This window comes from Gordonia liuliyuniae, assembly GCF_021739025.1.
Classification (GTDB): domain Bacteria; phylum Actinomycetota; class Actinomycetes; order Mycobacteriales; family Mycobacteriaceae; genus Gordonia; species Gordonia liuliyuniae.
This window is the reverse complement of record NZ_JAKKOT010000003.1, coordinates 768,523-793,244: the sequence shown is the minus strand read 5'-3', so window position 1 is coordinate 793,244 and position 24,722 is coordinate 768,523. Positions and strand designations below refer to the sequence as shown.

Below are 24,722 nucleotides of genomic sequence, written 5' to 3'. Positions count from 1 at the left end.
GCCTCGCCCTACTCGAGCCCGAGCTTGCCAGCGAGTTTGGCGAGGTACCCGCTCGCCCGTTCCTCACTGTCGTCGGGCACCCCGTACAGGACGGTCGTCACCCCGAGTTCACGCCACTTGTCGAGCTTTTCGGCGACCGGCTTGAAGTCGAGGACGACGATCTGCGGATCGCCGTCGCGTCCGGCGTCGGCCCAGATCTGTTTGAGGAGCAGCACCGACTCCTCGATGTCCTGTTCGTTGGGCGTCGTGATCCAGCCGTCGGCGCTGCGCGCGATCCACTTGAAGTTCTTCTCGTTGCCCGCGGCGCCGACGAGCGTCGGCGGCCCCGGCTGCTGCACGGTCTTGGGCCACGCCCACGATGGGCCGAAGTTCACGAACTCGCCCGCGTACTGCGCTTCCTCGTCCGACCAGAGCGCGCGCATCGCTTCGAGGTATTCGCGCAGCATGGTCCGTCGCCGCTTCGGCGGGACCCCGTGGTCGGCGAGTTCGTCGAGGTTCCAACCGAATCCGACGCCGAGAGTCACGCGTCCGCCGGAGAGGTGGTCGAGCGTGGCGATGCTCTTCGCGAGCGTGATGGGGTCGGATTGAACGGGCAGCGCGACGGCGGTTCCGAGTCGGATCGTCGACGTGACCGCCGCTGCGGCGCTCAGTGACACCCACGGGTCGAGGGTGCGCATGTACCGGTCGTCGGGCAGCGACGAGTCGCCGGTCTGCGGATGCGCGGCGTCGCGACGGGTGGGGATGTGGCCGTGTTCGGGGACGTAATACGCACTGAACCCGGCGTTCTCGATGAGGGGCGCCAAGACCGACGGCGCGAGCCCTCGGTCACTCGTGAACTGGACGATCCCGAAATCCATTGCTTACTCCTACGCGCCGACGACCGATGACGGACTAATGACTGGACACTAGTCCAGTACTGTAACACGTTCTAGTACATGCGAGGGTTCAGAACGTCATCATCTGCGGTGTTCAGCAACGTTCGCAGCATTCGGCGAGTGCCGCGCACGTCGTCGAGTGCCGCGTCGACTCACGACTCGGCGAACACCCGCTCGACCTGCTCGCGATCCATCTCCGGGTCAGACCCGAGAACGTACGTCGGTTCGGTGTGCAGGCTCGTCGTACCACCCGCGACGCGGCGCTGAGCGGCAGCAAACTCGGGAGCCGTCCCCATACTCGAATGGAGGCCGTTGATCGCCGTCCACACCACAGAACGCCGGGCACGTCGCTCCACCGGGTTCGGCGGCTGGTACATCACCAGACGCGCAGCCCACGACGGCATGGTGTCGCGGATCGCCCAGTCGACCACGGCTTGCGCCGGGTTGGTGAGGTTCGATCCGGTCGCCATCGCACTGCCGTACGTCAATCCGAGCTTCGGCAGATACTCTTCGAGACAGTCGAGAGTCTCGGCCTTCGACGTCGGTAGACCCGTGCCCCCGAGCGCGTGTCCGACGCGCACAAACTCGGCGTAGTACTCGTCGAGCGCGGCGCCGCGGAGCGGCTTCGGATGATAGATCTCATGCGCGGTCGCGATGCCCCAGACCACCGTCGCATAGTTCCACCGCAGCCACTCCGGATCGTCGGCGTCGTAGGCGAGACCGTCGGGGCGGACCCCTTTGATCGTGTGATGCATCGATCGAACCGTGCGCGCGAGCCGTTCGGCGGTCGCCGTGGAGCCGTAGGCGGTCCCGACGAAGAACGCCAGCGAGTGCCCAAGACGGATCGCCACCCCTTCCAGATCAATTCTGGCGACGAGCCCGTTCTCCGAGTTCTCCACGAGGCGGGAGTGATGCATGCCCATCCAGTAGATGCTCGGATCCAACCGCTCGAGGTACGACGCGCACTGGAGACCGAAGATAAGTGCGGGCGTGTGCGAGTGGACATACCACGTCCGACTCTCCGGACCGAACCATCCAGGGTCGGCCGTCGGTGCTTCGAACTCCATCCCGCGGAAGAACTTCGACTTCACGTTCGCGGTGAAGCGTTCGTTGAGCCAGTCCCCCACGAATCGATGCGGCCATTGCACCGGCACCCGGGCGACGGCGGGCAGCCCGGGGACGGACGGAAGTCTGGACGGCAGCAGTGACGGCAACGGCAGGGACGGCATCGGCAGGGACAGCATCGTCGATCTCCTCATTATTCTGGCAACACGTGTACCCAGAATAGCTTCTGGATACAGATGTGACCAATAGTTCGGCGCGGACGTATGCTGGACGAGTGTCGAGCCCCACGAGATGGGCGGGCGTCCCACTCGCGGATCGTCGCGCCGAACGCAGATCGAAATTAGTCGAGGCTGCCTTCGACATCTTCGGAACCGGAGGTGAGACGGCATTATCCGTCCGATCCGTTTGCCGCGCATGCGGTTTCAACACGCGGTACTTCTACGAAAGCTTCGCTGACACCGACGAGCTACTCGGAGCCGTCTACGACGTGACCGCGCTCGCTCTGGGCGAGGCGATCGAACGAGAGCTCGCCGACCTCCCCAGCTCCGTCCGAGCCCGCACGCGCGCGGGAATCGTCGCCGTCCTCGATTTCAGCTCGACCGATCCTCGCCGCGGACGCGTGCTCTTCACCGAGGCGCAGGCGAACCGCGTACTCGCGCAACGACGGTCGGCGACGCAGGAACTGCTGCACGAGCTCACCCTCGCCGAGACGCTCACCCACGCCCCCGATCGGCTGGTCGGCAGAATCCGTGCGGTCATGTTCACCGGTGCGATGTCGGCGCTCGTCCAACAGTGGTTGAGCGGCGATCTCGGCGACGATCTCGATGTGGTCGCCGATCACGCGGTCAGCATGCTGACGAGCTGAGGTCGGCTCGCGCTGCGCGCCACTCGGGGTGCACGATATTCATTCGTCAGATCGGGCCGACACCGGGAGAATGGGTCGCGTGGACGATCTGCTCATCTCGCCGGGCCCCGGTGCGCCTCATGACCTCCGTGTACCCGCAGCCGAGTTGGTCGAACAGTTCTCCCGATCATCCGGGCCCGGCGGGCAGGGCGTGAACACCACCGACTCGCGGGTGCAACTCAGCCTGGACCTCGCGGCGACGGCGGCGCTCGACGACGTGCAGCGAGCGCGCGTACTGCACAATCTCGCGGCTCGGCTCGATGGAAGCGTCCTCATGATCGCGGCGTCGGAGGACCGAGCGCAGCGCCGCAACCGTGTCGCGGCGCGGCAGCGTCTCGCCGACCTGCTGCGCGATGCCGTCGCCCCGTCCGTCTCGCGGCGGGCGACGCGTCCGACGAAAGGCTCCCAGCGACGCCGGCTCGACGCCAAGGCGCGGCGCGGCGCGGTCAAAGCGAACCGACGCAAGCCGGTCGCGGACTAGCGTAGTGCCGAGTGTCGTTACAAGCCGAGTTCAGTCCGCCGTCGAGGAGGCGTGAAGACCATGGCACAGGGAGCCGACTCCACCGCTGTCCGCACCGCACTGTGGCGCGGACTGCACGTCCTGCTCGACGAGCCGCCACACGTCGTCGACGACCTGGTCGGCGTGCAGATCGCCGACGTCGACGATGCCTGGCGGACGCGCCCGGACATGAATCCAGAGCGGACACGCACCAACCGTGCGTCGATCGTGGCGCGATCGCGGGCAGCCGAAGACGCACTTGGTGACTCCGACTCACGCCAATACGTGCTGCTCGGGGCGGGTCTGGACACGTTCGCACAGCGACAGGACGGTGACGTCCAGGTCTTCGAGATAGACGAGCCCGCGACTCAGGAGTGGAAGCGTCAGCGCCTCGACGAACTCGGCTACCTCGACTCTGCTCGCCCGATCTTGGTGCCGGTCGATTTCGAAGCAGGTCAGTCCTGGCTCGCCGAAGCGAAATCGGCCGGTCTCGATCCGACGGCACCGACCGTCGTCGCGATGCTCGGTGTGACGATGTATCTCACGCGCGACGCCATCTCGGCGACCTTGCGCGAAGCGGCGTCGCTCGCACCCGGGTCGGTGACGGTGTTCAGCTATTCGCGGCCGATCGAGATGGCGCCGCCTGAGGTACGGACGATCTTGGAGGTGGCGTCACAGGGGGCCGCCGCCTCCGGCCACCCGTGGTTGTCGCTGTTGCGGCCCGACGAGGCAGCCGCACTGGCCCGCGACGCCGGGTTCAGCGACGTCTCGGTGATCACCTCCGACGACCTCCACGACCGCTATTTCGCCGACCGCACCGACGGGCTCAGTCCCGCGGGCGGAGAAGATCTCGTGATTGCCGAGGTGTCGCGATGACCACCCGGATCGACAATATGGGGATCGTCGTCGACGACCTCGACGCAGTGATCGGCTTCTTCACTGAACTCGGTCTCGACCTCGTCGGCCGGACCACCATCGAGGGCGACTGGTCGGGACGCGTCACCGGGCTGCCCGGCCAGCGCGTCGAGATCGCGATGCTGCAGACGCCGGACGGTCACGGCCGACTCGAACTGTCGCGCTTCATCGAACCGGCCGTCGTCGCCGACCATCGACGCGCTCCCGTGAACGCGCTCGGTTACCTGCGGGTGATGTTCGCCGTCGACGACCTCGACGACACCCTCGACCGGCTTCGTGCACACGGCACCGAACTCGTGAGCGACGAAGTGGTGCGCTACGAAGACGTCTATCGCCTCTGCTACGTGCGAGGTCCGGAAGGGATTCTGGTCGGGCTCGCCGAGGAACTGGGCCCGTCGTCGCAGGCTTGACCGGGCCTAGTCGACGACGTCGACGCGACCCATGCAGCTCTTCAGCAGGTCGTAGATCTTCAGCAGGTCGTAGACGTGTTCGTGAACGAGCCGACCGACATGCCGTGGGGCAACCGTTCGCTTCTCGTCCGAGACCCGGACGGCAACCTCATCAACTTCTTCACGCCGGTAGCCACCACCGCGGCATCGGACGAATAGGCGTCAGCGATCGACGAAGACCGACATCGACGACACCGTGCATCCCGCGTACTCAAGCATCGCCAGCGCATACGACTGTCCGTCGGTCAATGTCGCAGAGACGGTGTGCCCTGCTGCAATGACTTTGCCGACTCGCCAGCCTGCGAGATGCTCGCCGAACTCGGCCGGTGAGTGCACCTCGTCCACGCCGAAGCGGAGCGCTGCGGACTCCGCGAGCGCTGCGGCAGCATTCACGGAGTCGCCCGCGGCGAGCGCTGAGAGCAGTTCGACGGCCCGCCGTTTGGTACGACCGCCGACGCCGACGAATCCGCGCGCGAAGCCTGCGGTGCCGGCGAGCCGCTGATTACGCAGCAGACCGACGGTGAGGCGGCGCGACACAGCCGCGGCTGGCAACCCTTTGCCGATGAGCTGACCGACCATCGGCGCCAGCTCCCAGTGTGCGTAGAGCCCATCGATCCGCGCATCCGCAGTCATCGCGTACCGCAGATGCGCGGGCACCGACAGAGTCACCTGGTCGCTCATCTGAATCTTGAGTGTGACGTCGCGAAGCACGGTGGATCCGCAGACGATGTCCTGGTGTACCTGGAACGTGATGTCGTTGGGCGCGATGAACGTGTCGTAGAAGCGCGACAGTTGTGCACGGCCCTGATGCGGCGCAGAGCCGACCGGATCGTTCACGATCGCCGACTGCGCGAACAGGGACAGCCAGCGATCCTTGTCGTGCTCAGCTACCGCGGTGGGCGACGTGTCGACCGCGGCCAGCAACTCCCGCCTCGTTGGCATCCTCGGCCACCCTCCATCGACTTAGAACTTGTTCCAATTCTATCAGCGACCCCCGGACGCGAATGGAGGCGAGAGCTCAATCGGCGTGACGACGTCGACGCCCTCGCTTCGTAGCCGTACATATTCGGCGTCGATATCGTCGACTGTGAAGACAACGAGCATCCCGTCGGCTCGCCCCGCAACCGATTCTGGCTTGAACGTCGGCAACCCCGCCCGGAGATAGACGAGGTTGACACCGGCCGACTCGTGGGCCAGCGAACAGAAGCCGTCCGCGGCCATTGCCACCGTGAAACCAAGATGCTTCCGCAGCCATTCGGCTGAAGCCTCGACATCTGAAACGTTCAGCGAGATGGCAGTGCTGGTGATGTGCATGTCGACCCCTGTCTACTCACAACCCTTTTGCCGTACACCGCACAGGGTATGTGGGATGTCGAGCTCACGAACGTGAATCCCCTCCCCGAGACCGGTCCACAGTCACGCCTCGACCGGCTCGGGCATATAGTCACCCCAGGAGCTGGCTTCGGTTCCCCAATGATGGGAGACCGGATGTCCGGTACCGCTCGATCGTCCGTTGCTGTTTCTGCCGTCTCGTCTGACGAGGCTCCACCGAGCAACCGGCCGCTCACTCTCGGGTTGCTGGCGAGCTCGACGATGGAGAACGAACGTCGACTGCCGATCCATCCCCACCACCTGGACCGGATCGACCCGGACCTTCGAGCGCGCATGATCGTCGAACGCGGTTACGCTGCCGAATTCCAGCTGGAACCCGAATATGTCGAATCCCGCGTGGGCAGGATCGCGGAGCGCGCGGACGTGATCCGATCCGCGGACATTCTGCTCCTACCCAAGCCGCAGGCGACGGACGTGGCCGCAATTCCCGAAGGCGGCGTCCTGTGGGGATGGCCCCACTGCGTGCAGGATCCCGAAGTCACGCAGACGGCGGTCGACCACCGACTCACGCTGATCGCGTTCGAAGCGATGAACCACTGGACCCACCGCGGTGACTTCAATCTGCACGTCCTCCACAAGAACAACGAACTCGCCGGTTACTGCTCCGTACTGCACGCGCTGAGCCTCAGAGGCTCGACCGGTGATTACGGGCCACGCCTCAGCGCTGTCGTCATCGGCTTCGGCGCGACGGCACGAGGGGCTGTCACCGCGCTCAAAGCACATGGAATCCACGACATCCAGGTCCTCACGCAGCGTGACGTCTCGGCGGTCGGCTCACCGATACACAGCGCACACATCACCCAACTCAACACCGACGACGGACCGACCCACCTCAGTACGATCTCCACCGACGACGGCGACGTGTTCCTCCCGACCTTCCTCGCATCGCACAACATCGTCGTCAATTGCACGCTCCAGGACGTGGCCGCGCCGTTGACGTATCTGCGCACCGAGGACCTGGCGGAGTTCGCCGCAGGCAGCCTCATTATCGACGTCTCATGCGACGAGGGGATGGGATTCGAATGGGCGAAGCCCACGGGATTCGACAACCCGATGTTCACCGTCGGCCAAGGAGTCAACTACTACGCCGTCGACCACAGCCCGTCGTACCTGTGGGACTCGGCTACGTGGGAGATCAGCGAGGCGATACTGCCGTTCGTCCGCGCAGTCATGGAAGGACCGGACTCCTGGGCCGCAAGCCTCACGATCGCGCGCGCCATCGAGATTCACGATGGTGTGATCAAGAACCCGAGCATCCTACAATTCCAAAACCGACGACCGGACTATCCGCACGCATTCGTGGAAGGCGCCTAGTGTCGCGTGTCGAGCGCGACGGGGCAGTCGGCGCTCGCGAACCTACACCGGCTGGGGCGCACACTTGTCTGTAGACCACCGTATGGCCTGAGCGGTGTAGGTCATACGTCATGCAGGCCGAGCTCGTCATTCAGGCCGAGCTCGGCGACCACCTCAGCGACGCGGACGCGGTCTGCGGCGCCGAGGCCCTGGATCGGTAGGGGCAGGCACCGCCGCGGGGCAAGGCCCAGCTGCTCGGCGATGGCCGCGACCACCCGCAAGCTCCCTCCGAACTCACTGAACAGCGACCACAGAGGTTCGAGGCGGGCCGACTCCGCGAGCGCCTCATCGGCCCGGAACTGTTGCGCGGCACGGGTTATCGCCAACGCAGGATCCGGCAGGGTGCCGCCGATCACGGAGTACCAGGCATCGCATCCGGCGTTGAGCCCAGCGGCAGCGAAAGCGTCGCCGGAGACGCCGATGGTCACGTGCTCCGGGATCACCGCGCGGATCGCTGCCACGTGGTCAGCGGCCCCTTTCGGATCGGCGGGCACAGCGGGGATCTTGATCGACGCGATGCCGGGCAGCTCGGCGATACGTGCGTAGAGGTCGACGGTGAACGAGAAGTGGGTCGTACCGGGGTTGTCATAGACGATGACCGGCAGTTCGGTGCGCTCGGTGACGGCTCGGAACAGTTCGAACACCTCGTCGTGCGTGAGCGGCTGGTAGGTCATCGGCGCGAGCAGCACGCCACTGGCGCCGGCACGCTCAGCGTCGGCCACGTTGGCCAGCACGTGCGAGGTCCGCAGCGCCCCGACTCCGACGAAGACCGGCGTCGTACCCGCATACTCGACAGCGAGGCGGGCGACGCCCGCGCGTTCCTCGGGGTCGAGGAACGCGTATGAGCCGGTCGAGCCCAGCGCCGTGATCGAGTCGACTTCTGCGTCCGCGAGCCGTTCGATCAGGCTGGCGAATGCCCGCTCGTCGACCGCGTCGTCCTTGAACGGGGTGAGCGGAAATGCGCTGAGACCAGTGAACTCGGTCAATCTTGCTCCTGTTCGTTGAAGCACGTAAAACCAACTGCTCGCGGCTATCGGCAGATCCCTCCGAGCACGAACCCGGTTCGGCGGTCATAGTCCGCCCGGGACGGTCGGCCACCGTGCTTGAGGGCGAGCGCATTGTCGATCGTCAGCGCCTGGAAGTCTTGAGGCAGGAAACCCTGCACCAGCACACCGGCGATGTGCCCCTCTGCGACCAAGTCCGCATGGAAGTCTCCCCCGACGCGACAGAGCGCCATCAGCGGTTCCGAGTCGGGGAACTCCTGCAGCAGGACGTCGTTGACCGCTGGCAGTCGGTACTGGAGGTCCCGGATCGCCCCGACGTACGAGCAGATCCGATTGCGGACGTCCGGGACGGACCGTTGAGAATCGATGACGCCCAGCAACTCTGCGGCGACGACGTCATCGATGACTGCATCGATCAACCCGATCCGCCCGCCGAACCTGTTGAAGATGGTCGCCTTGCTCACGTGGGCGGCCTCGGCGACGTCCTCGAGAGGTGACGAGAAACCCTTCTCACGGAACACCGTCACAGCCGCGGCACGGATCTGCTCCACGTTGCGCCGGGCATCCGCGCGAAGCACCGACGACGGCTGCGCATCGATCACGCCATCCTCCTCAATTCATGGAAGTAACTTGACTCTGATGGTCAACTTGCTCCAGCATCCTACTCGAACTTAAGTTGACCTACTGAGTCAACTTGCCATCGATGGCTGCCGCGGACCCCCTACCGGATGCCACACAGCGTCAGCCCGAACGAAAGGCGCCACATCATGATCATCGTGACCGGAGCAACGGGGGTCCTCAACGGCGCCACCGTCGAACGCCTACTCGACCACGTTCCCCCAGATCGCATCGGTGTCAGCGTCCGGGACCCCGACCGCGCCACTCACCTGAGCGAACGAGGAGTTCGCGTACGACGCGGAAGCTATGACGACCCAGATGCGCTCCGCCACTCGTTCACTGACGCAGAACAGGTTCTCCTGGTCTCCTCGAGCGATGTCACTGCCGACGTCGTCGGGCAGCACCGGGCGGCGATCGACGCCGCAGTCGCCGCCGGAGCAGAACGGATCCTGTACACCAGCGCTCACGGGACCCGCTACGACACTCCCTACCCACCGCTCGCGATACACGCCGCCACCGAGGACTACCTCGCGGCCTCAGGCGTCGCATGGACTTCGCTGCGCAACGGCTTCTACGGCGAGCTGAGGCAGCTGCTCGGCCCATGGCGGGAAACAGGTGTCATCGCCAAACCCGCCGACGGCCCGTTCTCGTGGGTCGACCGGCGCGATGTCGCAGAGGCCGCCGCAGCCATCATCACCGGCGAGTCTCCGGTCGACGGCCCCATCGATCTGGTTCTGCCCTCGCCGGTCACTCTCGCGGATTTCGCGTCGACGGCTTCCGAGATCTCTGGATTCGACGTCGAACGTGTCGTCGTCGACGACGACGAATGGGTCGCCCGTGAGATCGCTGACGGGACGCCGGAACCGGTCGCGCGTTTCACTCTCTCAATGTTCCAGGCCACCAGGAGCGGGCATTTCTCGCAGTCTGATCCTGCACTGTCCCAGCTCCTCGGAAGGAGTCCACGCAGCATCACTGATCACCTACTCGGCAGGTGAATCCCTTTCGGCCCCTCGCCGTCGCTCCGCCGATGTAGGGTGACGTGATGGCGAAGCCGCGAGTGCTGCAGATCGGCATCGACCCGGGCGTCGTCGACTTCTCACCGTGGCCAGGCCAAGACGCCGACGGTCTCCGAGCACGTATCGCAGACGCCGAGACGGCGCTACGCGACGCGGGATTCGACGTCACCGTCTGCTTGGTGCCGGACGACGCCGCAGCCGCTGACTCGGCGGTGCGCGCACGACTCTCCAGTGCGGTGTTCGATGTCGTCGAGATCGGGTCGGGTTTGAGGACGTCCCACGAGTACACGACGATCTTCGAGCGGGTCGTCAACGCCGTCACCACACTCCACAGCGGAGTACCGCTGTGCTTCAACGATTCACCAGAGACGACGCTCGACGCCGTACGTCGCGCGCTGACGCGGTGAACCAGCCTGCACTCTTGCGAGTCTATGAGCGCACGGTCTGGGGCCCGACGGTCCGTGCGCCCAGGCTGCTCACCCGGGACCGCAGGCCCCGGTCCGCGGTCACGACCACGACGTCGTTCCCCTGTGCGGTGAACTGCTCGACGACGTGCACGATGGTGTCGTCGCCACTGCCGGGTGCATCGATCACTCGCACGACGTCGGAGGACTCGACGTCTCGGGCACGCCCTTCGACGACGAACACCACCACCGGGATCGCGTTCAAGTGCAGTGTGTGCAGCAGTTCGTGGGGCGAGATGGAGTCACGGAGCCGCCGCGTCGCTCCGGCCCGGTCACGCCACCAGCCGTCCGGAACACTTCCGACGCAGTTGGCAGCGTCGACGATCACGGCGGTCTGAGACGTATCTGTCATGGTCACCACCCTGTCACGCATTCGAGCGATATCCCTCGCCGGCGAGCCCGTCTGTCCACGCTCAGTCGTGCGGTGGATACGTCACCACACCGTCGACGTCGACGAAAGGCGCAATGCCGCTGCGGTAGTCGTCGGTGAGGGTGTAGTCCGCGTAGTTCTTGAAGCTCGAGTTCTGCCATGCGGCGTTGGTGTTCGGGTCGACGTCTTGGCGCCGTCGCCGACCGCCGAGCGCCGCAATCCGCTGATAGTCGATGCCGTTCTCCGGGAGCCAGATAGCCATCGCGTCCGACCCGAACTGCGGGTTGCGGCGGGACCCTGGGTGAGCTCGGACGTCGACGAGCACCTCGATGCGGCGGTCGTCCAGCGGTTCGAGGAAGGCGGGGATCGGACAGGTCCAGTGTCCGATCGTCCAGATCTGACGAGGTTCTTTCACGGGACGGAGGGCTAGTCGATCCGGTGCAGCGCGCCGGCCTTGTGCATGGCGACGTGGTCGGTCTTGTCGCTCTCGATCTCGTACTGCGGATCATCCGGGGTGCATCGCCGCATGTGCCCCTTGTACTCGGTGTCGCTCGTGTGCTTCTTCACGATGACACCGGTGACTTCCCCGGCTTCGGAGTTCCACCGGACGTGGTCGCCGACAGCGAGATCGTTGCTCATGTCCGCACGTTAGCAATCACCGAACGCGGGTGCGGCGAGAAAGGATGGGCAGTTCAGCGCCGAGGTAGGGTTCGCCTTGCCTGCCATGCGAGTCCGGGCACCGTAGCAGCCAGATCCGGCCGAGTCCGGGCGAACCCGCGTAGTGCGCGATAGGACGACCACATCTGGCGCGGAGTCGGCACCTTCGGTATCCACGCCAGTTCCCAGTGAATGCCATTGATCGGATCGTCGAAGAACACGGCATAGTAGCCAGGCCAGTACTGCGGATAGTCTCGGGGTTCATCCGTGACAGAGATGCCCCGCGCTACCAGGAACTCTCGATGAAAGCGGTCCACCTCGTTCCTGTTCCTGGCCCACAGCGCGATGTGGTTGATGCCGACCGATTGATCAGAATGGACGAGCTGCTCTCCGGTCTGCGCCGGCTGAATGCCGATGTAGCTGTGCAGATGGACATGCTCCGTCATGTAGTAGACGGACTGATACTCCATGTTCAACGACGAGAAACTGCTGTATCCGAGCCAGCCGAACAACCCGTCGTAGAAGGCGACGGACGCCTCATATTCCAGTACCGCAAACTCAACATGGCTCACACCGCGCCATCGCATCGCGTCCTCCGCCCGTCGACTACTGCGCACTGTAGTACGGACTGCTGCGCGGATGAGTGCAGAGCCCACGAGGCACTAGCTCACCACGCAGACACGGAAGGTCCAGCAGAGCGACGGCTCGTGGCACTGCCGTGGTCTGCACTGGCCGATGATGCCGCCATGATGACGACCGGACGACCCGGTCGCACCGCTCCGCCGGGATCAGCGTCGACGACCTCACCGACGCCTTCGAAACCGAGGCCGCGAGCATTCGCAGACCCACGTATCCCGGCGATCTCGGGGACAGTGCGACCCGTTTCGCCCGAACCACCTCATGCGGGGGACCTGGACGCTCAGCGACTGCGACCAGACCGGCTGCCCCGGATGTCACGCTGGAATCGTGTCTCGGTCTAATCACGACACCTGTCGTATAACGGACACCGTCATTAACGGTAGACGTTAAACCGGGGCTCGACATTACTCCCGCACAACGTATCCCGCGACGCCGTCGGTGCACACAGGCAGGGTCTCGACAAATCCACGCCGTGGGTATAGCGTCAGTCACGCACTAGTAACCCACGGCGTGGATTTAATTGAGGAGTTGCGATGGGATTCCCACTGACCGATGTCGCCGACCTGCCGACGGTTGGCGACCGCGTTGAGAGCTTGACCGACCTGACTGAACTCGATGGCGGGCCAGGCGCAAAGCTCGCTACGGTCCGTTTGCAAGGACGTGCCTTCCGGCAGGAGTTCGCTGCATCGGGCACACCGGACAGGATCGATACCTGCGACCTGATCACGCTGCCCTACCCCACGCGGTTCGGACTCTTCCGCGCGTCCCGGGCCATTGCTCCGTTCCTGTCGATCACTAACCGAATGATCGTGATCCGCTGGACCGAGTCCGACGGCCGCAAGCGCGTACTCCTCTTCGAGCCCAGCGATCACGAGCTGGGCCGGTACACGCCTTACTTCGACACCCTGTCTGCTCGCACCCCCGACGTGATTGAGAACCGCATGGTGCGCCCCCATGGCACCGTCCTCGGCCACCTGACCGCCCTAGGGATCGCGCCGAACGAGGTCGACTACCTGATGTTCGACCACCTTCACACGCAGGACCTCCGCCGGTGGATCGGCACGTCGTCCTACCAGGCCGACCTCAACGAGCATCCTGAAGCCGCGTTCCCCAACGCCAAGGTGATCGTCCAGCGCGACGAACTCGTCGGCGTGGCCGATCTTCACCCTCTGCAGAAGCCCTGGTACCAGCCGGACACCTTCCGCGACGTCCCGCCCGAGGCGTTCCTGCCTATCGACGGGTCAGTGATCGTCGGCCCCGGCGTCGCCGCGGTGAAGACACCCGGTCACGTCTTCGGCAATCAAAGCCTGGTCGTCAACACCTCCACCGGCATCTGGGTCAGTAGCGAGAACGTCATCGCAGCCGAGGCGCTCAATCCCGAGCACTCCAAACTGCCTGGGCTGGCTCGCTGGAGTCGTGACTGGCAACAGGAGATTGTGCTCAACGCCAACACCATCGAGACGACCGCCGATCAATACAACTCGATCATCCTCGAGAAGACGATCGCCGACCGCAGCCAGAAGGACTCGCGGTTCCTCCAGTTCTTCCCGTCCAGTGAACTGACCGGCGCATGGACCAACCCCGGCACCACCCCGACCTTCACCCACGGCGCCATCAGCCACACCGCCTAGTGTCGCGTGTCGCTAATTCCTCGACGGTTGGTGGTGTTCCGCTGTGCAGCTGGCAAGGCGGAGGAGGAAGGGATACCGGTAGGTATCGCGACCGACGACAACGCCGCCAGATGTGCAGCGGGGCGCTGCCAACCATTAAGGAATTAGCGATACGAGGCACTAGACCGCATCCCCGATCAACAGCCCCGAATGGATCAAGGAGCCCCAGCCATGACCGACCGATTCCACCTTCCACCTGAAGATGTCCTCCGCGCCCGCGAGAAGCTCGTCCTCGACCACTTCCACGACGAAGTGATCCAGGACTGGGACGCGACCCTGTCGACGTTCCCGCACCCGCATTACGAGCTGATCGCCCAAATGGTCGTGCACGACGGCGATCAGGAAGTACGCGACTACTACAACGACACCCGCGTGGCCTTTCCCGATCAGGACCACGAGATCATCGCGTTCCGCCACAGCTACGACGCAGTGATCGTCGAGTTCTGGTTGCTCGGGACCCACAAGGGCTACCTCGGCAAGATCCCGCCGACCGGCAGCAAGCACCGCACCCGGATGACTGCGTACTTCGTATTCGACGAGAACGAGAACCTCATCATCGAGCGCATCTACTTCGACCAGCTCACCATCCTCAAGCAACTGGTCGGCGGCCTCGACAAGAGGAACCCGAAAGACCTGGCCAAACTCGCCGGAGCCCTCAAGGGCGCCCTCTCCATGGCCGGATCCGAACCCGACCCGAGACTGATGAACACCACCCCGCCAGACCTTTCCCACTGAATCGCGAACATCTAGGAGACGACTTGACCACCACCATCGACACCCCGACCATGCGCGCACTGATCGGCGGCAAAGGCGACGACTGGCGCCTGGAACAAGCACCACTTCCCGACCAACTGGGAGCACTGCGGATCCAGGTTCACGCTGCAGGACTGAACCGGGCCGACCTCTACGCGCTGGAAGGCTCCTACACCGCGAACTCACAGGAGGAGGAAGGCCCGTTCACCGCCGGCATGGAGATCGCCGGAATCGTCGAGCGCGGCAGCTTGCTCGCACCCGACCTGCCAGTCGGCACACGGGTCATGGGCATCACCGCCGGCGGCTTCGCCGACTACGCCCTCGGCCACCCCCCGCCTGATGGTGTCGATCCCTGACCACCTCTCGTTCGAGGAGGCAGCGGCCCTGCCAGTCGGCCTCATCACCGAACACGACGCCCTAGTCACCCAAGCCGGATTCACCGAAGGCGAGACAGTCCTCATCATCGGCGGCACCAGTTCGATCGGGCTGGTCGGCATCCAACTCGCCAAAGCCCTCGGAGCAGGACAGGTGATCGCCACGACCACCAGCGCAGACAAGCGCGGCGCACTCACCGACGCCGGCGCCGACGTCACGATCGACACCAGCAGCGAAGACCTCGTCGAGACGGTACTCGCAGCCACCGACGGCGCAGGCTCCGATGTCGTCCTCGATCACGTCGGCGGTGAACAGTTCGGCTCACTACCCAACGCGACCGCGATCGGTGGACGGATCGTCAGCATCGGCCGACTGGCCGGACCTGCCACGAACCTCGACCTGGACACCGTCGCCTTCCGCCGGCAGAAGCTGATCGGCACCACGTTCAGCATCCGAACGCGAACCGAACTCGGCGAAGTGGTCGCCGCACTGTCCGACACGGTCCTCCCGGCCGTCGCGGACGGTAAGATCACCCCGAGGCTCGACAGTGTCTATCCGGTAGATCACGCGAGCGAAGCGGCGCAGAAGCTCCGCGAGAACGGTGCGATCGGCAAGATCGCGCGCTCGTTCGCCGACGCTCACACAGGCGCAGCGCCCACGCCCGCGCCCGTCGCGAACTTCTTCGGCACCATTCGGCAGATCGGCTACGTTGTCCGCGACCTCGAAGCATCGATGCAGGGCTTCATCAACGCCGGCATCGGACCCTGGTTCTACCTCAAAGGCGTCCGACCGGGTGACTTCACCTACCACGGTCAGCCGTCCGACATGGTCATGGACGTCGCAGTAGCCAACAGCGGCGACATCCAGATCGAGCTGATCACCCCGGTCAACGACGCCCCCTCGATGTACACGGACTTCCTCGACGCCGGCCATGAAGGAGTCCAGCACATCGCCTACTGGGCCGAGGACTACCAGGGCCTCTACGACCGCGCACTGGCGGCCGGGTTCACCGTCGGGCAGGAAGGCCGCATCGGCGGCGAAGACGGACGCTTCGCCTACCTGTCCACCGAACACCACCCCGGAACCGTCATCGAGATCAGCGACCTCGGCGGCAGCAAAGCGTTCATCTTCGGCCTGATCAAAATGGCCGCCGCCAACTGGGACGGGTCCAACCCGATCCAGGAAATCGACGCCAACCTGATCGGCGGCGACCCGGAAGCCGCCGCCAAGCTGATGGCCGAGTTCGGGTAAGCGCCATGAAGGTCCATCACCTCAACTGCGGAACGATGCGCCCTCGGTTCATCCCGGACGAGCTGGTCTGCCACGTGCTCCTCATCGAGACACCGCGCGGCCTGGCCCTCGTCGACTCCGGAATCGGCAGCAGTTACGCCCGCGCACCCGGCAAGACGTTCGGTTCGGCGCGGCATTACGTGCGGCCACAGTACGACGACGCCGAGACGGCACTCGGCCAGGTCAAGGCACTCGGCTTCGACCCGCACGACGTCCGCGACATCGTTGTCACCCACTACGACGCCGACCACATCGGCGGCGTCGCCGACTTCCCCTGGGCCCGAATCCACCTCACCTCCGACGAAGCCGACGCAGCACTGGCACCGAGAACCCTCGTCGAGAAAGAACGCTACCTGCCGGCGAACCGCGACCCGCTCCCGACACTGGTACGACACAATCCGGCCGCCGGCGACCAGTGGCGCGGGTTCGCTGCCGCCACCGAACTGTCCGAGATCAACGAGGGGATTGTCCTACTGGCGCTGCCCGGACACAGCAGAGGTCACGCCGCTGTCGCCGTCGATGCCGGGAGCCACTGGGTGCTCCACGTCGGCGACTCCTTCTACCACCACGGCCAGATCGACGGCGGAAAGGCGCCCCTCGCGCTGACCGCGATGGAACGTGTCATCGCATACGACTGGCCCAAAGTGAGGGAGAACCATGCCCGCCTCGCCGAACTCTGGCGTGCTGCGGACCCCGACCTCCTCCTCGTCAACGCGCACGACCCGCGATTACTCACCACCGCGCAGAACAGGAACACCCCATGAGAATCGCCGTCCTTGGAGCCACCGGCAAACCTCGGCTCCCACACATTGACTGCAGCCGTCGACGCCAGGCCTTCGGCGCTGGCGACACGGCAGCCAAGGCATCCGTCTTTGCCCGCCTGATCTACCGCACCGCCCTCAAAGGCTTCTTCGACGACAAGGCCGCCGCCGAACAATTGCTGCCCGCGGCAGGCGTTTCGTACACGGTCGTCTACCCGGTCAACCTGAAGGAGGCGGACGCCAAGCCGTCAACGGCGATCGAGCCAGTCGATCCTCGTCCGGCATCTAACCGAGGCCCGGCGCGGTCACCTCACGCCGGCGCTCGGCGCACCACCGCGTCAAGCGCGAGATCAAGCGCGAACTCGAACTCCTTGTGGGCGTCGAATGTCGCCAGCTGTGGCGCCACGGCGGCAACGGCGGGCAAGCCGCTGGCTTCCAGAGCCGCAGTACGCTCGGCGATCCCTGCGGCGTCGTCTGACCCGTAGGTCGGACCCGCGTTGACTTCCCGCAGCAAAGTGCCGATAAGCGCGGCAAGTACGACACGCAGGAGATGGACCGATTCCTCGGCATCGAAGCCCGCATCCTGCAGGATGCCGAGGACGGCTTCGACGGGTGCCAACCCTTCGAAAGAGGCCAGTTGGCGCGTCAGAACCAGCGAGGCAGCTTCGGGATGGGCGAGAGCCCGGTCGCGAAACGCGAAGGCTATCGCCCTGAGATCGGCCACAAGATCACCCGTCCGCTCCGGGAGATCCAGTGCGCCGAGGAGTGCCTCTGCCACCGAATCCAGGAGACCTTCCTTGCCGTCGACGTGGTTGTACAGGCTCTTGGGGTCAACCCCGAGAACACGGCCCACTTCCCGCATGCTGACGCCGCTGACGCCGTCCGCGTCAATGACCTGAAGCGTGGCGCCGACGATCACGTCACGCGACAGGACTGACGCCCCTTTGGGTGGGCGGCCCCGACGGGCGCTCGAACCGTTCTTCACAACACCGATACTAATCATAAATCCACGCAGTGGGTATTGGGCTCTGGTCCCGTCGGCACTCTGGCCTCAATGATGAGGTAGGGGCGGACACGGTGACGCACTTCGCCGACTCGGTGGCTTTTTCGCTGGTAGAGGCGCCAGATCGCCCGTGAAACTCTTGAAAGGACCCCGACCTGGCCGATCCCGCCGATGACGACGATGCGCTTCTCAGGCTCGCCGTGCTGCCAGATCCACCAGATGTTCGCGCTCGAATCCTGGATCCGAGCGAATCGGGTCCCGAACAAGTCAGTCGAGAGCTGTGCCGAGCGGCGAATCGAGCCTGAACCTTCCGTTCTTCCAGTCATGGGTACACCTGGACCTCACCACCGTCCACGAACAGCTCACTGCCGGTGACGAAGCTGGACTGATCCGATGCCAGGAAGAGCACGGCGTTGGCGATCTCGGTCGGATCAGCAGCGCGTCGCAAGGGTGTGCTGCTCGCCAGCTCATCGAGGAGCGCGCCCGCTTGCCCTGAGTTCTCGGCGAGGCCACGGAGCCCCGGGGTGTCGGTGGGGCCGGGCACCAACGTGTTGACGCGCAGGCCGCGCGGCGCGAGCTCGGCGGCCCAGACTCGGCCGAATTGCCTGACGGCGGCCTTTGTAGCGGAGTAGACACCGAAGCCGGTGGTACCACGACGCGCCGAACTGGAACCGGTGAGCACGATGCTCCCGCCATCGTTCAGCAGCGGGAGCGCCTTCTGGACCGTGAAGACCGTGCCCCGCACGTTGATTCCGAAGGTGTGGTCGAAGGCCTCGGGCGTGAGCGAGTCGAGTGGCTGGTTCGCCTCGCCGCCGCCGGCGTTGGCAAAGAGGATGTCGAGCAGATTCCCGTCTGCGGCGATCCGGTCGAACAGCCTGTCGAGGTCGTCCAGATCGGAGACGTCGCTCTGGATCGCGATCGCCTGGTCGCCCAACTCCTGGGCCGCGGCATCGAGCACCAGCTTTCGACGTCCCGTGAGGTATACGCGCGCGCCCTCAGCGATGAAGCGCTCGGCCGTGGCGAGCCCGATGCCCGTACTCGCGCCGGTAACCAGGGCTGTCTTGTCGATGAGCTGACCCATAAGTATTCGTCCTCTGCAGTCATGTGGAAGCGCCGGAATGGCGAGTTGGGCGACGGTCGCAATGGCGTGGCAACGCGTTGTTGACCGCTCGGTCCACCATATCCATAGTGGACCGAGCGGTCAATAACGGGTACGGTGGGGACATGGCGAGGCCACGGCAGTTCGACGAGGAAACGGTGCTGCGCGCAGTCTGCGACCAGTTTTGGGACGCAGGCTATGCGGCGACGTCGCTCCAGGACCTCATGCGAGTCACCCGCCTGGGCAAGGGCAGTCTCTACGCCGCCTTCGGGGACAAACACGCGCTCTTCCTCCGGGTGCTGCACCGGTACGTGGCATCGCTCGACCACGCGGTGCGCGGGTCGATCGACTCGGCTCCACGCGCGGTCGACGCGCTACACTCCTTCGTGATGATGCCGGTGGGCGACCCCGCGGGCCGGGTCGCCCGGCGCGGCTGTCTGCTCGCCAACAGCACGACCGAACTGGCTTCCACCGATCCCACCGTCGCCGCGGAGGCGCGGCGAACATACGAGGGGATCACAGTGGTACTGGCCGAGGGCGTGCGGCGGGCTCAGGTCGAGGGCGACCTGACCGCCTCCGTCGACCCCGTCAGCGTCGCCCGGGCGCTGCTGGCCGCTCAGCAGGGCCTGACGTTCATGGGCCGCACCGGGATGGACGTCGAGACGCTGGCGGCGACCGCCCATTCGCTAGCAGCCCAAATCCTGCCCACCCCGGCCGATCGCCGGGAAGACATGGGACCCACCCCACAAACCGGGTGATCCCGTCGCCCAGGCTCCCAACGTTCCACGCTCTACCACCTCGCCGGCGCGACGTGCGTCGCCGTCGGCGACGTCATGACCAACTGCACCTAGCGCGCCCCGACGAGGCGATGGCAACAATGACGACCCGGCAACGTAAGCGCCACGACACAACTGATGGTTCGACCGCCTCGACCACGTCGCCACACGTGGGGCAGTCTGGCTCAGTAGTGGTAGCGGGCCTGCAGGATCACGAGGTCGTCATCGTCGACGAGGTAGACCAGTCGGTGCTCCTCGGTGATGCGTCTCGACCACGCGCCCTGCGCACCGTACTTCAACTGTTCAGGCTTGCCGATCCCGGAGAACGGTTCGCGCAGGCAGGCGTCGATGAGCGTGTTGACACGCCTCAGGACCTTCCGGTCAGCGCGCTGCCAGTGCTTATAGTCCTCCCACGCCGACTCGTCCCAGACCAGACGCATCAAGCATCCTCGTCTGCTCGGTCGAGATCGTGGACCTCGACCTTCCCGGCGCGTGCGCGGTCGTAAGCATCGAGCAGCCGGCGAGCGTTGGCCGGCGAACGGAAGAGGTACGCGGTCTCCTGCCACGCGGCGTACTCGTCGGCCGGCATGAGCACCGCATTGCCGTGGCGGGAGACGATCTCGACGGCATCGCGATCCTCGTTCACACGCTCGATGAGCGGAAACAGAGTCTTGCGCGCCTCGCTTGCGCTGATGGACATGATGAGGACCCCCAGATCCGGTCGAGTGGTACGACATAATGGTACCAGTTGTCGTCGGTGGATCACACGGCGCGATCAGTTGATGCCGTCAGCCGGGCCTCCAGTGACTGCAGATGCACGCAGAAGTGACGAGCCGGCGCGGCCTGTTCCTGCATCAGCCACAGTCCGACCGGGTCGGGGCTCAGACGTTGAACCGGAACTCCAGGACCTCACCGGACCAGGCGGCGTAGTCCGCGCGCCGGCGCTCAACGTCCGTCCAGGTCGGCTCACCGACGAAGACGAGACCGCGATCCCGGCCGCTGAGCCTTCGCTCATGCTCCCGCGCATCGGAGATCATGAGGTACACGAACTCGATGCATGCATCCGTTCGCGAGGCCGCCGTCCGCCAGGTCTGCCGAGCCTCTTCACTGTCATTGACTGCATCGACGATGACATCGTGACCGAGCCGCAGATTCTGCTCCGCCATCGCACGCACCGCCTCGTATGCCGAGACGCCGACTTGCCACCCTGACGGCAGTCCGCAGGCGAGGATCGCCTCCTCGACTGCGTCGATGGACAGATGGACAGACCTCGTGCGCGCAGCGATGATCTCGGCGACGCTCGTTTTCCCGACCCCGGGCAGACCGGAGACCGCGACGAGTCGAGCGCTCACGCAACGACGAGTGGCGTGATCGCAGCGACCTGGTCACGCAGCGCCCGTCGCTCGAGCCGCAGCTCGTAGTTCGACTGCAAGTTCATCCAAAACTCCTCGGACGTGCCGAAGTAGCGCGCCAGACGGATCGCCGTATCCGCGGTGATCCCTCGCTTGCCGTGCACGATCTCGTTGATGCGCCGCGGCGGCACTCCGATGGACACGGCAAGCTTGTTCTGCGTGATCCCGAAGCCCTCGATGAAATCCTCCATCAGGATCTCTCCCGGATGGATCGGCTCGATCAGATCGGCCTCAGTGGTAGTCGACGAGTTCGACATTGTCCACACCTCCCTCTCCAGACGAAGCAGAGACGCCATTGCGCGTTGACGCGGATGCTGTGCTGGCCACGACGGTCGCCGACGAGCCGCTCCATTCGGTTCCCCGGCGGGATCCGGAGGTCCTCGACGTCCTTCGCCGCGTGGATCAGCTCGAGCTTCCGCAAGGTCGCTCGCTGCACGCTCCGGTCCACACGCTTGACGTACTGCTCATGCCAGATCCGCTCGGTGTCCCTGCTGCCGAACGATCTGATCACGAGACCAGTGTATGACGGAGTCCGTCAATAACGCTAGACGTTAAACGCCGAACTCCACCTGGTTCAGGCAGTTGGCTAACGACACCAGGCGTTCGCGCGGACACCCCGATAGGCGACTTCGATGGTCTGGACGGCGGCGCTGAAAGGTCAGTTGGTGTCGGACCTAAGCACGGTCCGCGCATCTTCGACGAGCGGTGCCAGAGATGCCCGCCAACCCGGTAGATCGACCGATAAAGTCAGCCAGGTCAACTCGCGGTTGATCTGGTCGTACTGGTGGATGATGAAGTTTCGGTTGGCGACGGCCAACGCCCACTCGACGCCGTCGGGCGCGAGCACATCGAGTCGCGAGAGACGATTCGCGGCCTCGCCGAGCTTCATCATCAAGGAGTCCCCAGCTTCTTACAGGAGTGCATCGGCAAGGTAGGCATCCTTGTCACGTGAGACAATCTCGGCGGACCGATCGAGCCAGCCCTCAATGTGCAGCAGCTCCTTGGCGGCGCTTCGGTTCATCACAGGAGCACCACGTCGCGCCGGATGTCATCGTCCATCGTCGGCGTCAGGCTGCCATACGAGACCAAGTCGACCTCACGACCAAGAACCTGCTCGATCAGCTGCTTGAACCTGACGAACCCAAACGACGACGTGCCAGTCGGCGCATCCACGATCAGGTCGATGTCGGAGTCCTGACGAGCTTCGCCGCGTGCGACAGAGCCGAACACCGCCAGGTGCTCGAAACTACGCTCCCCTGCCAGCGCCTTGAGGACGGGCGCAGCCGCCTCAAGCAACTCCTCCGGATGGATGCCTTCAAGGTCAGGTGCGGATCGAAGCTGCTGACTGATCGCTGGCTGAGAGGTACCCAGCGCCTCAGCGATTTGCCGCTGACTCATCCCCGTAACAGTCATCGCGCGCAACGCGATGACGCGACGCAGCCGAGCGACATCCTCGCCTCGCCGCGCATCGCGGTACTCCGCCAACAAGACCATAAGGCAACCTTATCGCACATGGTCTGGCTCCGTCCAGTCGCGGCACTGAAACGCTAGACCTGCGACTGAGCCGGCGCGGGCGCGTGGAGACGGCGCTCCGTGCCTGAATACGGATAGATTTCCACTGCAACGCGCAGGGGCACTATCTGACGTTGCAATATAGACGTATACGCCTATAGTTCCTATGTGCCCACGAACGCTCTCCACAGCAAGTTGTCGCTGCCCACCCTGGGGCTCCTCCTCGAGCAGGCGGACCACGCGTATGGGCTTACCTTGCGCCTCAACGACCGTTACCGACATCTCCGCGCCTCCCGAAGCAGCATCACCACTCTCGCCAAGTCGCTGGCCGACGCTGATCTGGTCACGCCACGCGCGCCTGAACGTCTGGGAAACCGGCCGCCGAGGACGATCTATGACCTCACCGAAGCTGGCGTCACACATATGCAGCACCGCATCGAAGAAGCCATCCGCACTGCGCCCGCCATGAATGCTGACTTCGTCACTGCGCTCGCATATGTCGGTCTCCTGAGCAAAGGGTTAGCTGAGGACGTCCTCGACGAGAGAACCCGTCGGATCCAACAGGAGATCGCCGACCTCAGCGACAGCGCGGCCGATCTCGCCGAGATCAAGATGATCGAGGTCGATTACTGGCTCCGCATGCTCGCCTCGGAGGCAACCTGGCTCGAACAGTTCCACGACAGGATCGAATCTGGACACATCGATTGGATGGGAGACAAACCCGAATGAAGTACGGCATTTATGTCGCCGGCCGCGCAGGTACGACCAGCGCAAAGCCAGACAGCCCGGAAAGGATCGCCTCTGCCGTCGACGACCTCATGGGCGGCTCCCCGCACGTCATCCGTGAGTACATCCACTTTCTGGGTGCCGATCCGGACCCGGCTCTCGTCCGTTCCCTTGGTGCCGACGATGAGCTCACTGGCCTCACCATGCCCGACGAGTGGTACCTCCAGAACGAACGAGAGCTGGATCTCGTGGTCAGCTATCTCCCTTCGGCTGAGGAGATTCCGGATGGCTGGCGTTTCTCGACGCCGTCTTGGAGCGTTACGGTCACATCGTCCGGTATCTCCAAGTCACCCTGGAACCGAACTTCCCCATCCCACTGATCGACGGGAGCTCACCCGGAGTCATAGATGCCCTCATTCGAGGACTCCCTTACGCGAAGCGAGCGGCACCACCACACGTTCGGGTCGGCTTCTCGGTCGCGGAGCCAGCCGAGTGGTTGGGCGGTGATGACGGGTTCTGGCAGATGCTTGCGAACCTTTCTGCGGAGCAGTTCGCTAACTTCGTCGACTACGTCGGCCTCGGCCTCTACCCCGACGCCTTCTCCCCTACCCCGCCAGAAGCCGTTCCAATGCTCACTGAGAATGCGGTACGACTCCTTCGCCTGCGCAGCCTCGCCACGGCGAAGATTCCTAAACGGATACCCATCCACATCGTGGAGTTGGGCTCACCGAGCGGAGACGGCCGAACTGCAGCCGCGCAGGTCCGGTCGATCACTGACATGGTGGCGGCGCTCGAGCAGGTCGCAGAAGAACTCAACATCACGGTCTGCGAGTACTTCGGACTCCGCGACGCGGACACGTCAGGCGGTCAAGCGGTCGGAACTTTTGGTCTGCTCGATGACGACTACGTCCCCAAGGACTCGTTCGACATCTATCGAAGCATCGTCAGAGCCGATTTTACCGGCAGGGATTAGGGGGTAACCGGAACGCGACTATACGTTAAACCGGAACTCGACCGCATTCCGTAAGTTGGGCATATTTGAGCGCATAGTGGCAGGTCGCACGACTCTGAGCTAGAGTTGATCACGCTACCGGCTCGCATAAGCGACCGTCTTAAGACGCGAAT

The 24,722-nt window shown here is 64.6% G+C and carries 35 protein-coding genes and 1 pseudogene; 17 read left to right on the top strand and 19 right to left on the bottom strand.

All coding sequences use genetic code 11. From position 1 onward, the window contains the following. Positions 1–8: 8 nt before the first annotated feature. Positions 9–857 carry an LLM class F420-dependent oxidoreductase gene (locus L5G28_RS08735; RefSeq protein WP_237001187.1) on the bottom strand — a complete coding sequence of 283 codons (849 nt, stop codon included), beginning with the start codon at positions 855–857 and terminating at the stop codon, positions 9–11. 170 nt (positions 858–1,027) lie between these two features. After that, a complete protein-coding gene (locus L5G28_RS08730; protein WP_237001280.1) occupies positions 1,028–2,104 on the bottom strand; it encodes an oxygenase MpaB family protein in 1,077 nt (358 codons plus the stop codon). A gap of 110 nt (positions 2,105–2,214) precedes the next feature. On the opposite strand from L5G28_RS08730, the gene L5G28_RS08725 reads away from it, so the two are divergent. The 5 genes and pseudogenes from L5G28_RS08725 to L5G28_RS08705 form a co-directional block, all read left to right on the top strand. Further along, the gene (locus L5G28_RS08725) at positions 2,215–2,805 is read left to right on the top strand and encodes a TetR/AcrR family transcriptional regulator (protein WP_236999331.1); all 591 of its coding nucleotides are present in this window, start codon (positions 2,215–2,217) and stop codon (positions 2,803–2,805) included. A 79-nt stretch (positions 2,806–2,884) separates the two neighbouring features. Beyond that, entirely contained in the window at positions 2,885–3,325 is a 441-nt protein-coding gene (arfB, locus tag L5G28_RS08720) for an alternative ribosome rescue aminoacyl-tRNA hydrolase ArfB (protein WP_237001186.1), read from the top strand. Between the two features lie 60 nt (positions 3,326–3,385). Further along, positions 3,386–4,219 (top strand): class I SAM-dependent methyltransferase, encoded by an 834-nt coding sequence (locus L5G28_RS08715; RefSeq protein WP_237001279.1) that lies wholly within the window; start codon positions 3,386–3,388, stop codon positions 4,217–4,219. Further along, a complete protein-coding gene (locus tag L5G28_RS08710) occupies positions 4,216–4,668 on the top strand; it encodes a VOC family protein (protein ID WP_237001185.1) in 453 nt (150 codons plus the stop codon). Before L5G28_RS08715 ends, L5G28_RS08710 begins: the two co-directional genes overlap by 4 nt. A 6-nt stretch (positions 4,669–4,674) precedes the next feature. After that, positions 4,675–4,866 (top strand): annotated as a pseudogene (locus L5G28_RS08705) (VOC family protein); the annotation flags it as partial. A 3-nt stretch (positions 4,867–4,869) separates the two neighbouring features. Here the strand turns inward: L5G28_RS08705 and L5G28_RS08700 are convergent. After that, positions 4,870–5,649, bottom strand: a complete 780-nt coding sequence (locus L5G28_RS08700; RefSeq protein ID WP_237001184.1) for a nuclear transport factor 2 family protein — start codon at positions 5,647–5,649, stop codon at positions 4,870–4,872. A gap of 42 nt (positions 5,650–5,691) precedes the next feature. Continuing rightward, on the bottom strand, positions 5,692–6,021 hold the full coding sequence (locus tag L5G28_RS08695; protein WP_237001183.1) for a VOC family protein: 330 nt from the start codon (positions 6,019–6,021) through the stop codon (positions 5,692–5,694). Positions 6,022–6,300: 279 nt separating this feature from the next. Between L5G28_RS08695 and L5G28_RS08690 the strand changes: the two genes are divergently transcribed. Beyond that, positions 6,301–7,413 (top strand): N(5)-(carboxyethyl)ornithine synthase, encoded by a 1,113-nt coding sequence (locus tag L5G28_RS08690; RefSeq protein WP_237001182.1) that lies wholly within the window; start codon positions 6,301–6,303, stop codon positions 7,411–7,413. A gap of 101 nt (positions 7,414–7,514) precedes the next feature. Here L5G28_RS08690 and L5G28_RS08685 read toward each other — a convergent pair whose 3' ends face one another. Both L5G28_RS08685 and L5G28_RS08680 read right to left on the bottom strand, forming a co-directional pair. Beyond that, complete coding sequence (locus tag L5G28_RS08685; protein WP_237001181.1) at positions 7,515–8,438, bottom strand: dihydrodipicolinate synthase family protein; 924 nt, start codon at positions 8,436–8,438, stop codon at positions 7,515–7,517. Positions 8,439–8,482: 44 nt separating this feature from the next. Then, the gene (locus tag L5G28_RS08680) at positions 8,483–9,058 is read right to left on the bottom strand and encodes a TetR/AcrR family transcriptional regulator (RefSeq protein ID WP_236999337.1); all 576 of its coding nucleotides are present in this window, start codon (positions 9,056–9,058) and stop codon (positions 8,483–8,485) included. A gap of 174 nt (positions 9,059–9,232) precedes the next feature. Between L5G28_RS08680 and L5G28_RS08675 the strand changes: the two genes are divergently transcribed. Continuing rightward, positions 9,233–10,069 carry an NAD(P)H-binding protein gene (locus L5G28_RS08675; RefSeq protein ID WP_443669972.1) on the top strand — a complete coding sequence of 279 codons (837 nt, stop codon included), beginning with the start codon at positions 9,233–9,235 and terminating at the stop codon, positions 10,067–10,069. Between the two features lie 47 nt (positions 10,070–10,116). Then, on the top strand, positions 10,117–10,497 hold the full coding sequence (locus L5G28_RS08670) for a hypothetical protein (RefSeq protein WP_237001179.1): 381 nt from the start codon (positions 10,117–10,119) through the stop codon (positions 10,495–10,497). A gap of 22 nt (positions 10,498–10,519) precedes the next feature. Here the strand turns inward: L5G28_RS08670 and L5G28_RS08665 are convergent, their stop codons facing one another. The 4 genes from L5G28_RS08665 to L5G28_RS08650 all read right to left on the bottom strand — a co-directional run bounded on the left by L5G28_RS08665 (position 10,520) and on the right by L5G28_RS08650 (position 12,168). Then, complete coding sequence (locus tag L5G28_RS08665; RefSeq protein ID WP_237001178.1) at positions 10,520–10,906, bottom strand: PIN domain-containing protein; 387 nt, start codon at positions 10,904–10,906, stop codon at positions 10,520–10,522. Positions 10,907–10,967: 61 nt separating this feature from the next. After that, positions 10,968–11,339 (bottom strand): DUF488 domain-containing protein, encoded by a 372-nt coding sequence (locus L5G28_RS08660; RefSeq protein WP_237001177.1) that lies wholly within the window; start codon positions 11,337–11,339, stop codon positions 10,968–10,970. 11 nt (positions 11,340–11,350) lie between these two features. Beyond that, a complete protein-coding gene (locus tag L5G28_RS08655; protein WP_237001176.1) occupies positions 11,351–11,563 on the bottom strand; it encodes a hypervirulence associated TUDOR domain-containing protein in 213 nt (70 codons plus the stop codon). A gap of 53 nt (positions 11,564–11,616) precedes the next feature. After that, positions 11,617–12,168 carry a VOC family protein gene (locus tag L5G28_RS08650; RefSeq protein WP_237001175.1) on the bottom strand — a complete coding sequence of 184 codons (552 nt, stop codon included), beginning with the start codon at positions 12,166–12,168 and terminating at the stop codon, positions 11,617–11,619. A gap of 585 nt (positions 12,169–12,753) precedes the next feature. On the opposite strand from L5G28_RS08650, the gene L5G28_RS08645 reads away from it, so the two are divergent. The 5 genes from L5G28_RS08645 to L5G28_RS08625 all read left to right on the top strand — a co-directional run bounded on the left by L5G28_RS08645 (position 12,754) and on the right by L5G28_RS08625 (position 17,072). Next, a complete protein-coding gene (locus L5G28_RS08645) occupies positions 12,754–13,851 on the top strand; it encodes an MBL fold metallo-hydrolase (RefSeq protein ID WP_237001174.1) in 1,098 nt (365 codons plus the stop codon). Positions 13,852–14,061: 210 nt separating this feature from the next. After that, complete coding sequence (locus L5G28_RS08640; RefSeq protein ID WP_237001173.1) at positions 14,062–14,625, top strand: ester cyclase; 564 nt, start codon at positions 14,062–14,064, stop codon at positions 14,623–14,625. Between the two features lie 23 nt (positions 14,626–14,648). After that, complete coding sequence (locus L5G28_RS08635) at positions 14,649–14,999, top strand: alcohol dehydrogenase catalytic domain-containing protein (RefSeq protein WP_237001172.1); 351 nt, start codon at positions 14,649–14,651, stop codon at positions 14,997–14,999. Next, positions 14,983–16,269, top strand: coding sequence for a zinc-binding dehydrogenase (locus L5G28_RS08630; protein WP_237001171.1), 1,287 nt, complete (start codon positions 14,983–14,985; stop codon positions 16,267–16,269). Before L5G28_RS08635 ends, L5G28_RS08630 begins: the two co-directional genes overlap by 17 nt. A gap of 5 nt (positions 16,270–16,274) precedes the next feature. Beyond that, positions 16,275–17,072, top strand: a complete 798-nt coding sequence (locus L5G28_RS08625) for an MBL fold metallo-hydrolase (RefSeq protein WP_237001170.1) — start codon at positions 16,275–16,277, stop codon at positions 17,070–17,072. Positions 17,073–17,379: 307 nt separating this feature from the next. Here the strand turns inward: L5G28_RS08625 and L5G28_RS08620 are convergent, their stop codons facing one another. Together L5G28_RS08620 and L5G28_RS08615 are read right to left on the bottom strand one after the other, a co-directional pair. Next, positions 17,380–18,054, bottom strand: a complete 675-nt coding sequence (locus tag L5G28_RS08620) for a TetR/AcrR family transcriptional regulator (protein ID WP_237001169.1) — start codon at positions 18,052–18,054, stop codon at positions 17,380–17,382. Positions 18,055–18,394: 340 nt separating this feature from the next. Continuing rightward, a complete protein-coding gene (locus tag L5G28_RS08615; protein WP_237001168.1) occupies positions 18,395–19,153 on the bottom strand; it encodes an SDR family NAD(P)-dependent oxidoreductase in 759 nt (252 codons plus the stop codon). 143 nt (positions 19,154–19,296) lie between these two features. Here L5G28_RS08615 and L5G28_RS08610 point away from each other — a divergent pair, with 143 nt between their 5' ends. Beyond that, on the top strand, positions 19,297–19,929 hold the full coding sequence (locus tag L5G28_RS08610) for a TetR/AcrR family transcriptional regulator (protein ID WP_237001167.1): 633 nt from the start codon (positions 19,297–19,299) through the stop codon (positions 19,927–19,929). A gap of 203 nt (positions 19,930–20,132) precedes the next feature. On the opposite strand, the gene L5G28_RS08605 is transcribed toward L5G28_RS08610, so the two are convergent. The 7 genes from L5G28_RS08605 to L5G28_RS08575 form a co-directional block, all read right to left on the bottom strand. After that, positions 20,133–20,387, bottom strand: coding sequence for a Txe/YoeB family addiction module toxin (locus L5G28_RS08605; protein ID WP_237001166.1), 255 nt, complete (start codon positions 20,385–20,387; stop codon positions 20,133–20,135). Next, complete coding sequence (locus tag L5G28_RS08600) at positions 20,387–20,647, bottom strand: type II toxin-antitoxin system Phd/YefM family antitoxin (protein ID WP_237001165.1); 261 nt, start codon at positions 20,645–20,647, stop codon at positions 20,387–20,389. The genes L5G28_RS08605 and L5G28_RS08600 overlap by 1 nt, the downstream gene beginning before the upstream one ends. 181 nt (positions 20,648–20,828) lie before the next feature. After that, positions 20,829–21,299: a P-loop nucleotide/nucleoside kinase family protein gene (locus tag L5G28_RS08595; RefSeq protein ID WP_237001164.1), complete on the bottom strand. Its 471-nt coding sequence runs from the start codon at positions 21,297–21,299 to the stop codon at positions 20,829–20,831. After that, on the bottom strand, positions 21,296–21,616 hold the full coding sequence (locus L5G28_RS08590; protein ID WP_237001163.1) for a HigA family addiction module antitoxin: 321 nt from the start codon (positions 21,614–21,616) through the stop codon (positions 21,296–21,298). The genes L5G28_RS08595 and L5G28_RS08590 overlap by 4 nt, the downstream gene beginning before the upstream one ends. Next, positions 21,580–21,795: a type II toxin-antitoxin system RelE/ParE family toxin gene (locus tag L5G28_RS08585; protein WP_372477202.1), complete on the bottom strand. Its 216-nt coding sequence runs from the start codon at positions 21,793–21,795 to the stop codon at positions 21,580–21,582. The genes L5G28_RS08590 and L5G28_RS08585 overlap by 37 nt, the downstream gene beginning before the upstream one ends. Before the next feature lie 222 nt (positions 21,796–22,017). Further along, on the bottom strand, positions 22,018–22,251 hold the full coding sequence (locus L5G28_RS08580; RefSeq protein WP_237001162.1) for a HepT-like ribonuclease domain-containing protein: 234 nt from the start codon (positions 22,249–22,251) through the stop codon (positions 22,018–22,020). Between the two features lie 128 nt (positions 22,252–22,379). Beyond that, positions 22,380–22,853 (bottom strand): nucleotidyltransferase domain-containing protein, encoded by a 474-nt coding sequence (locus L5G28_RS08575; protein ID WP_237001161.1) that lies wholly within the window; start codon positions 22,851–22,853, stop codon positions 22,380–22,382. A gap of 186 nt (positions 22,854–23,039) precedes the next feature. Here L5G28_RS08575 and L5G28_RS08570 point away from each other — a divergent pair, with 186 nt between their 5' ends. The 3 genes from L5G28_RS08570 to L5G28_RS08560 all read left to right on the top strand — a co-directional run bounded on the left by L5G28_RS08570 (position 23,040) and on the right by L5G28_RS08560 (position 24,570). Then, positions 23,040–23,600 carry a helix-turn-helix transcriptional regulator gene (locus tag L5G28_RS08570; RefSeq protein WP_237001160.1) on the top strand — a complete coding sequence of 187 codons (561 nt, stop codon included), beginning with the start codon at positions 23,040–23,042 and terminating at the stop codon, positions 23,598–23,600. Beyond that, positions 23,597–23,977 (top strand): hypothetical protein, encoded by a 381-nt coding sequence (locus L5G28_RS08565; protein WP_237001159.1) that lies wholly within the window; start codon positions 23,597–23,599, stop codon positions 23,975–23,977. Before L5G28_RS08570 ends, L5G28_RS08565 begins: the two co-directional genes overlap by 4 nt. A 116-nt stretch (positions 23,978–24,093) precedes the next feature. After that, complete coding sequence (locus L5G28_RS08560; RefSeq protein WP_237001158.1) at positions 24,094–24,570, top strand: glycoside hydrolase family 113 protein; 477 nt, start codon at positions 24,094–24,096, stop codon at positions 24,568–24,570. Positions 24,571–24,722: the final 152 nt, after the last annotated feature.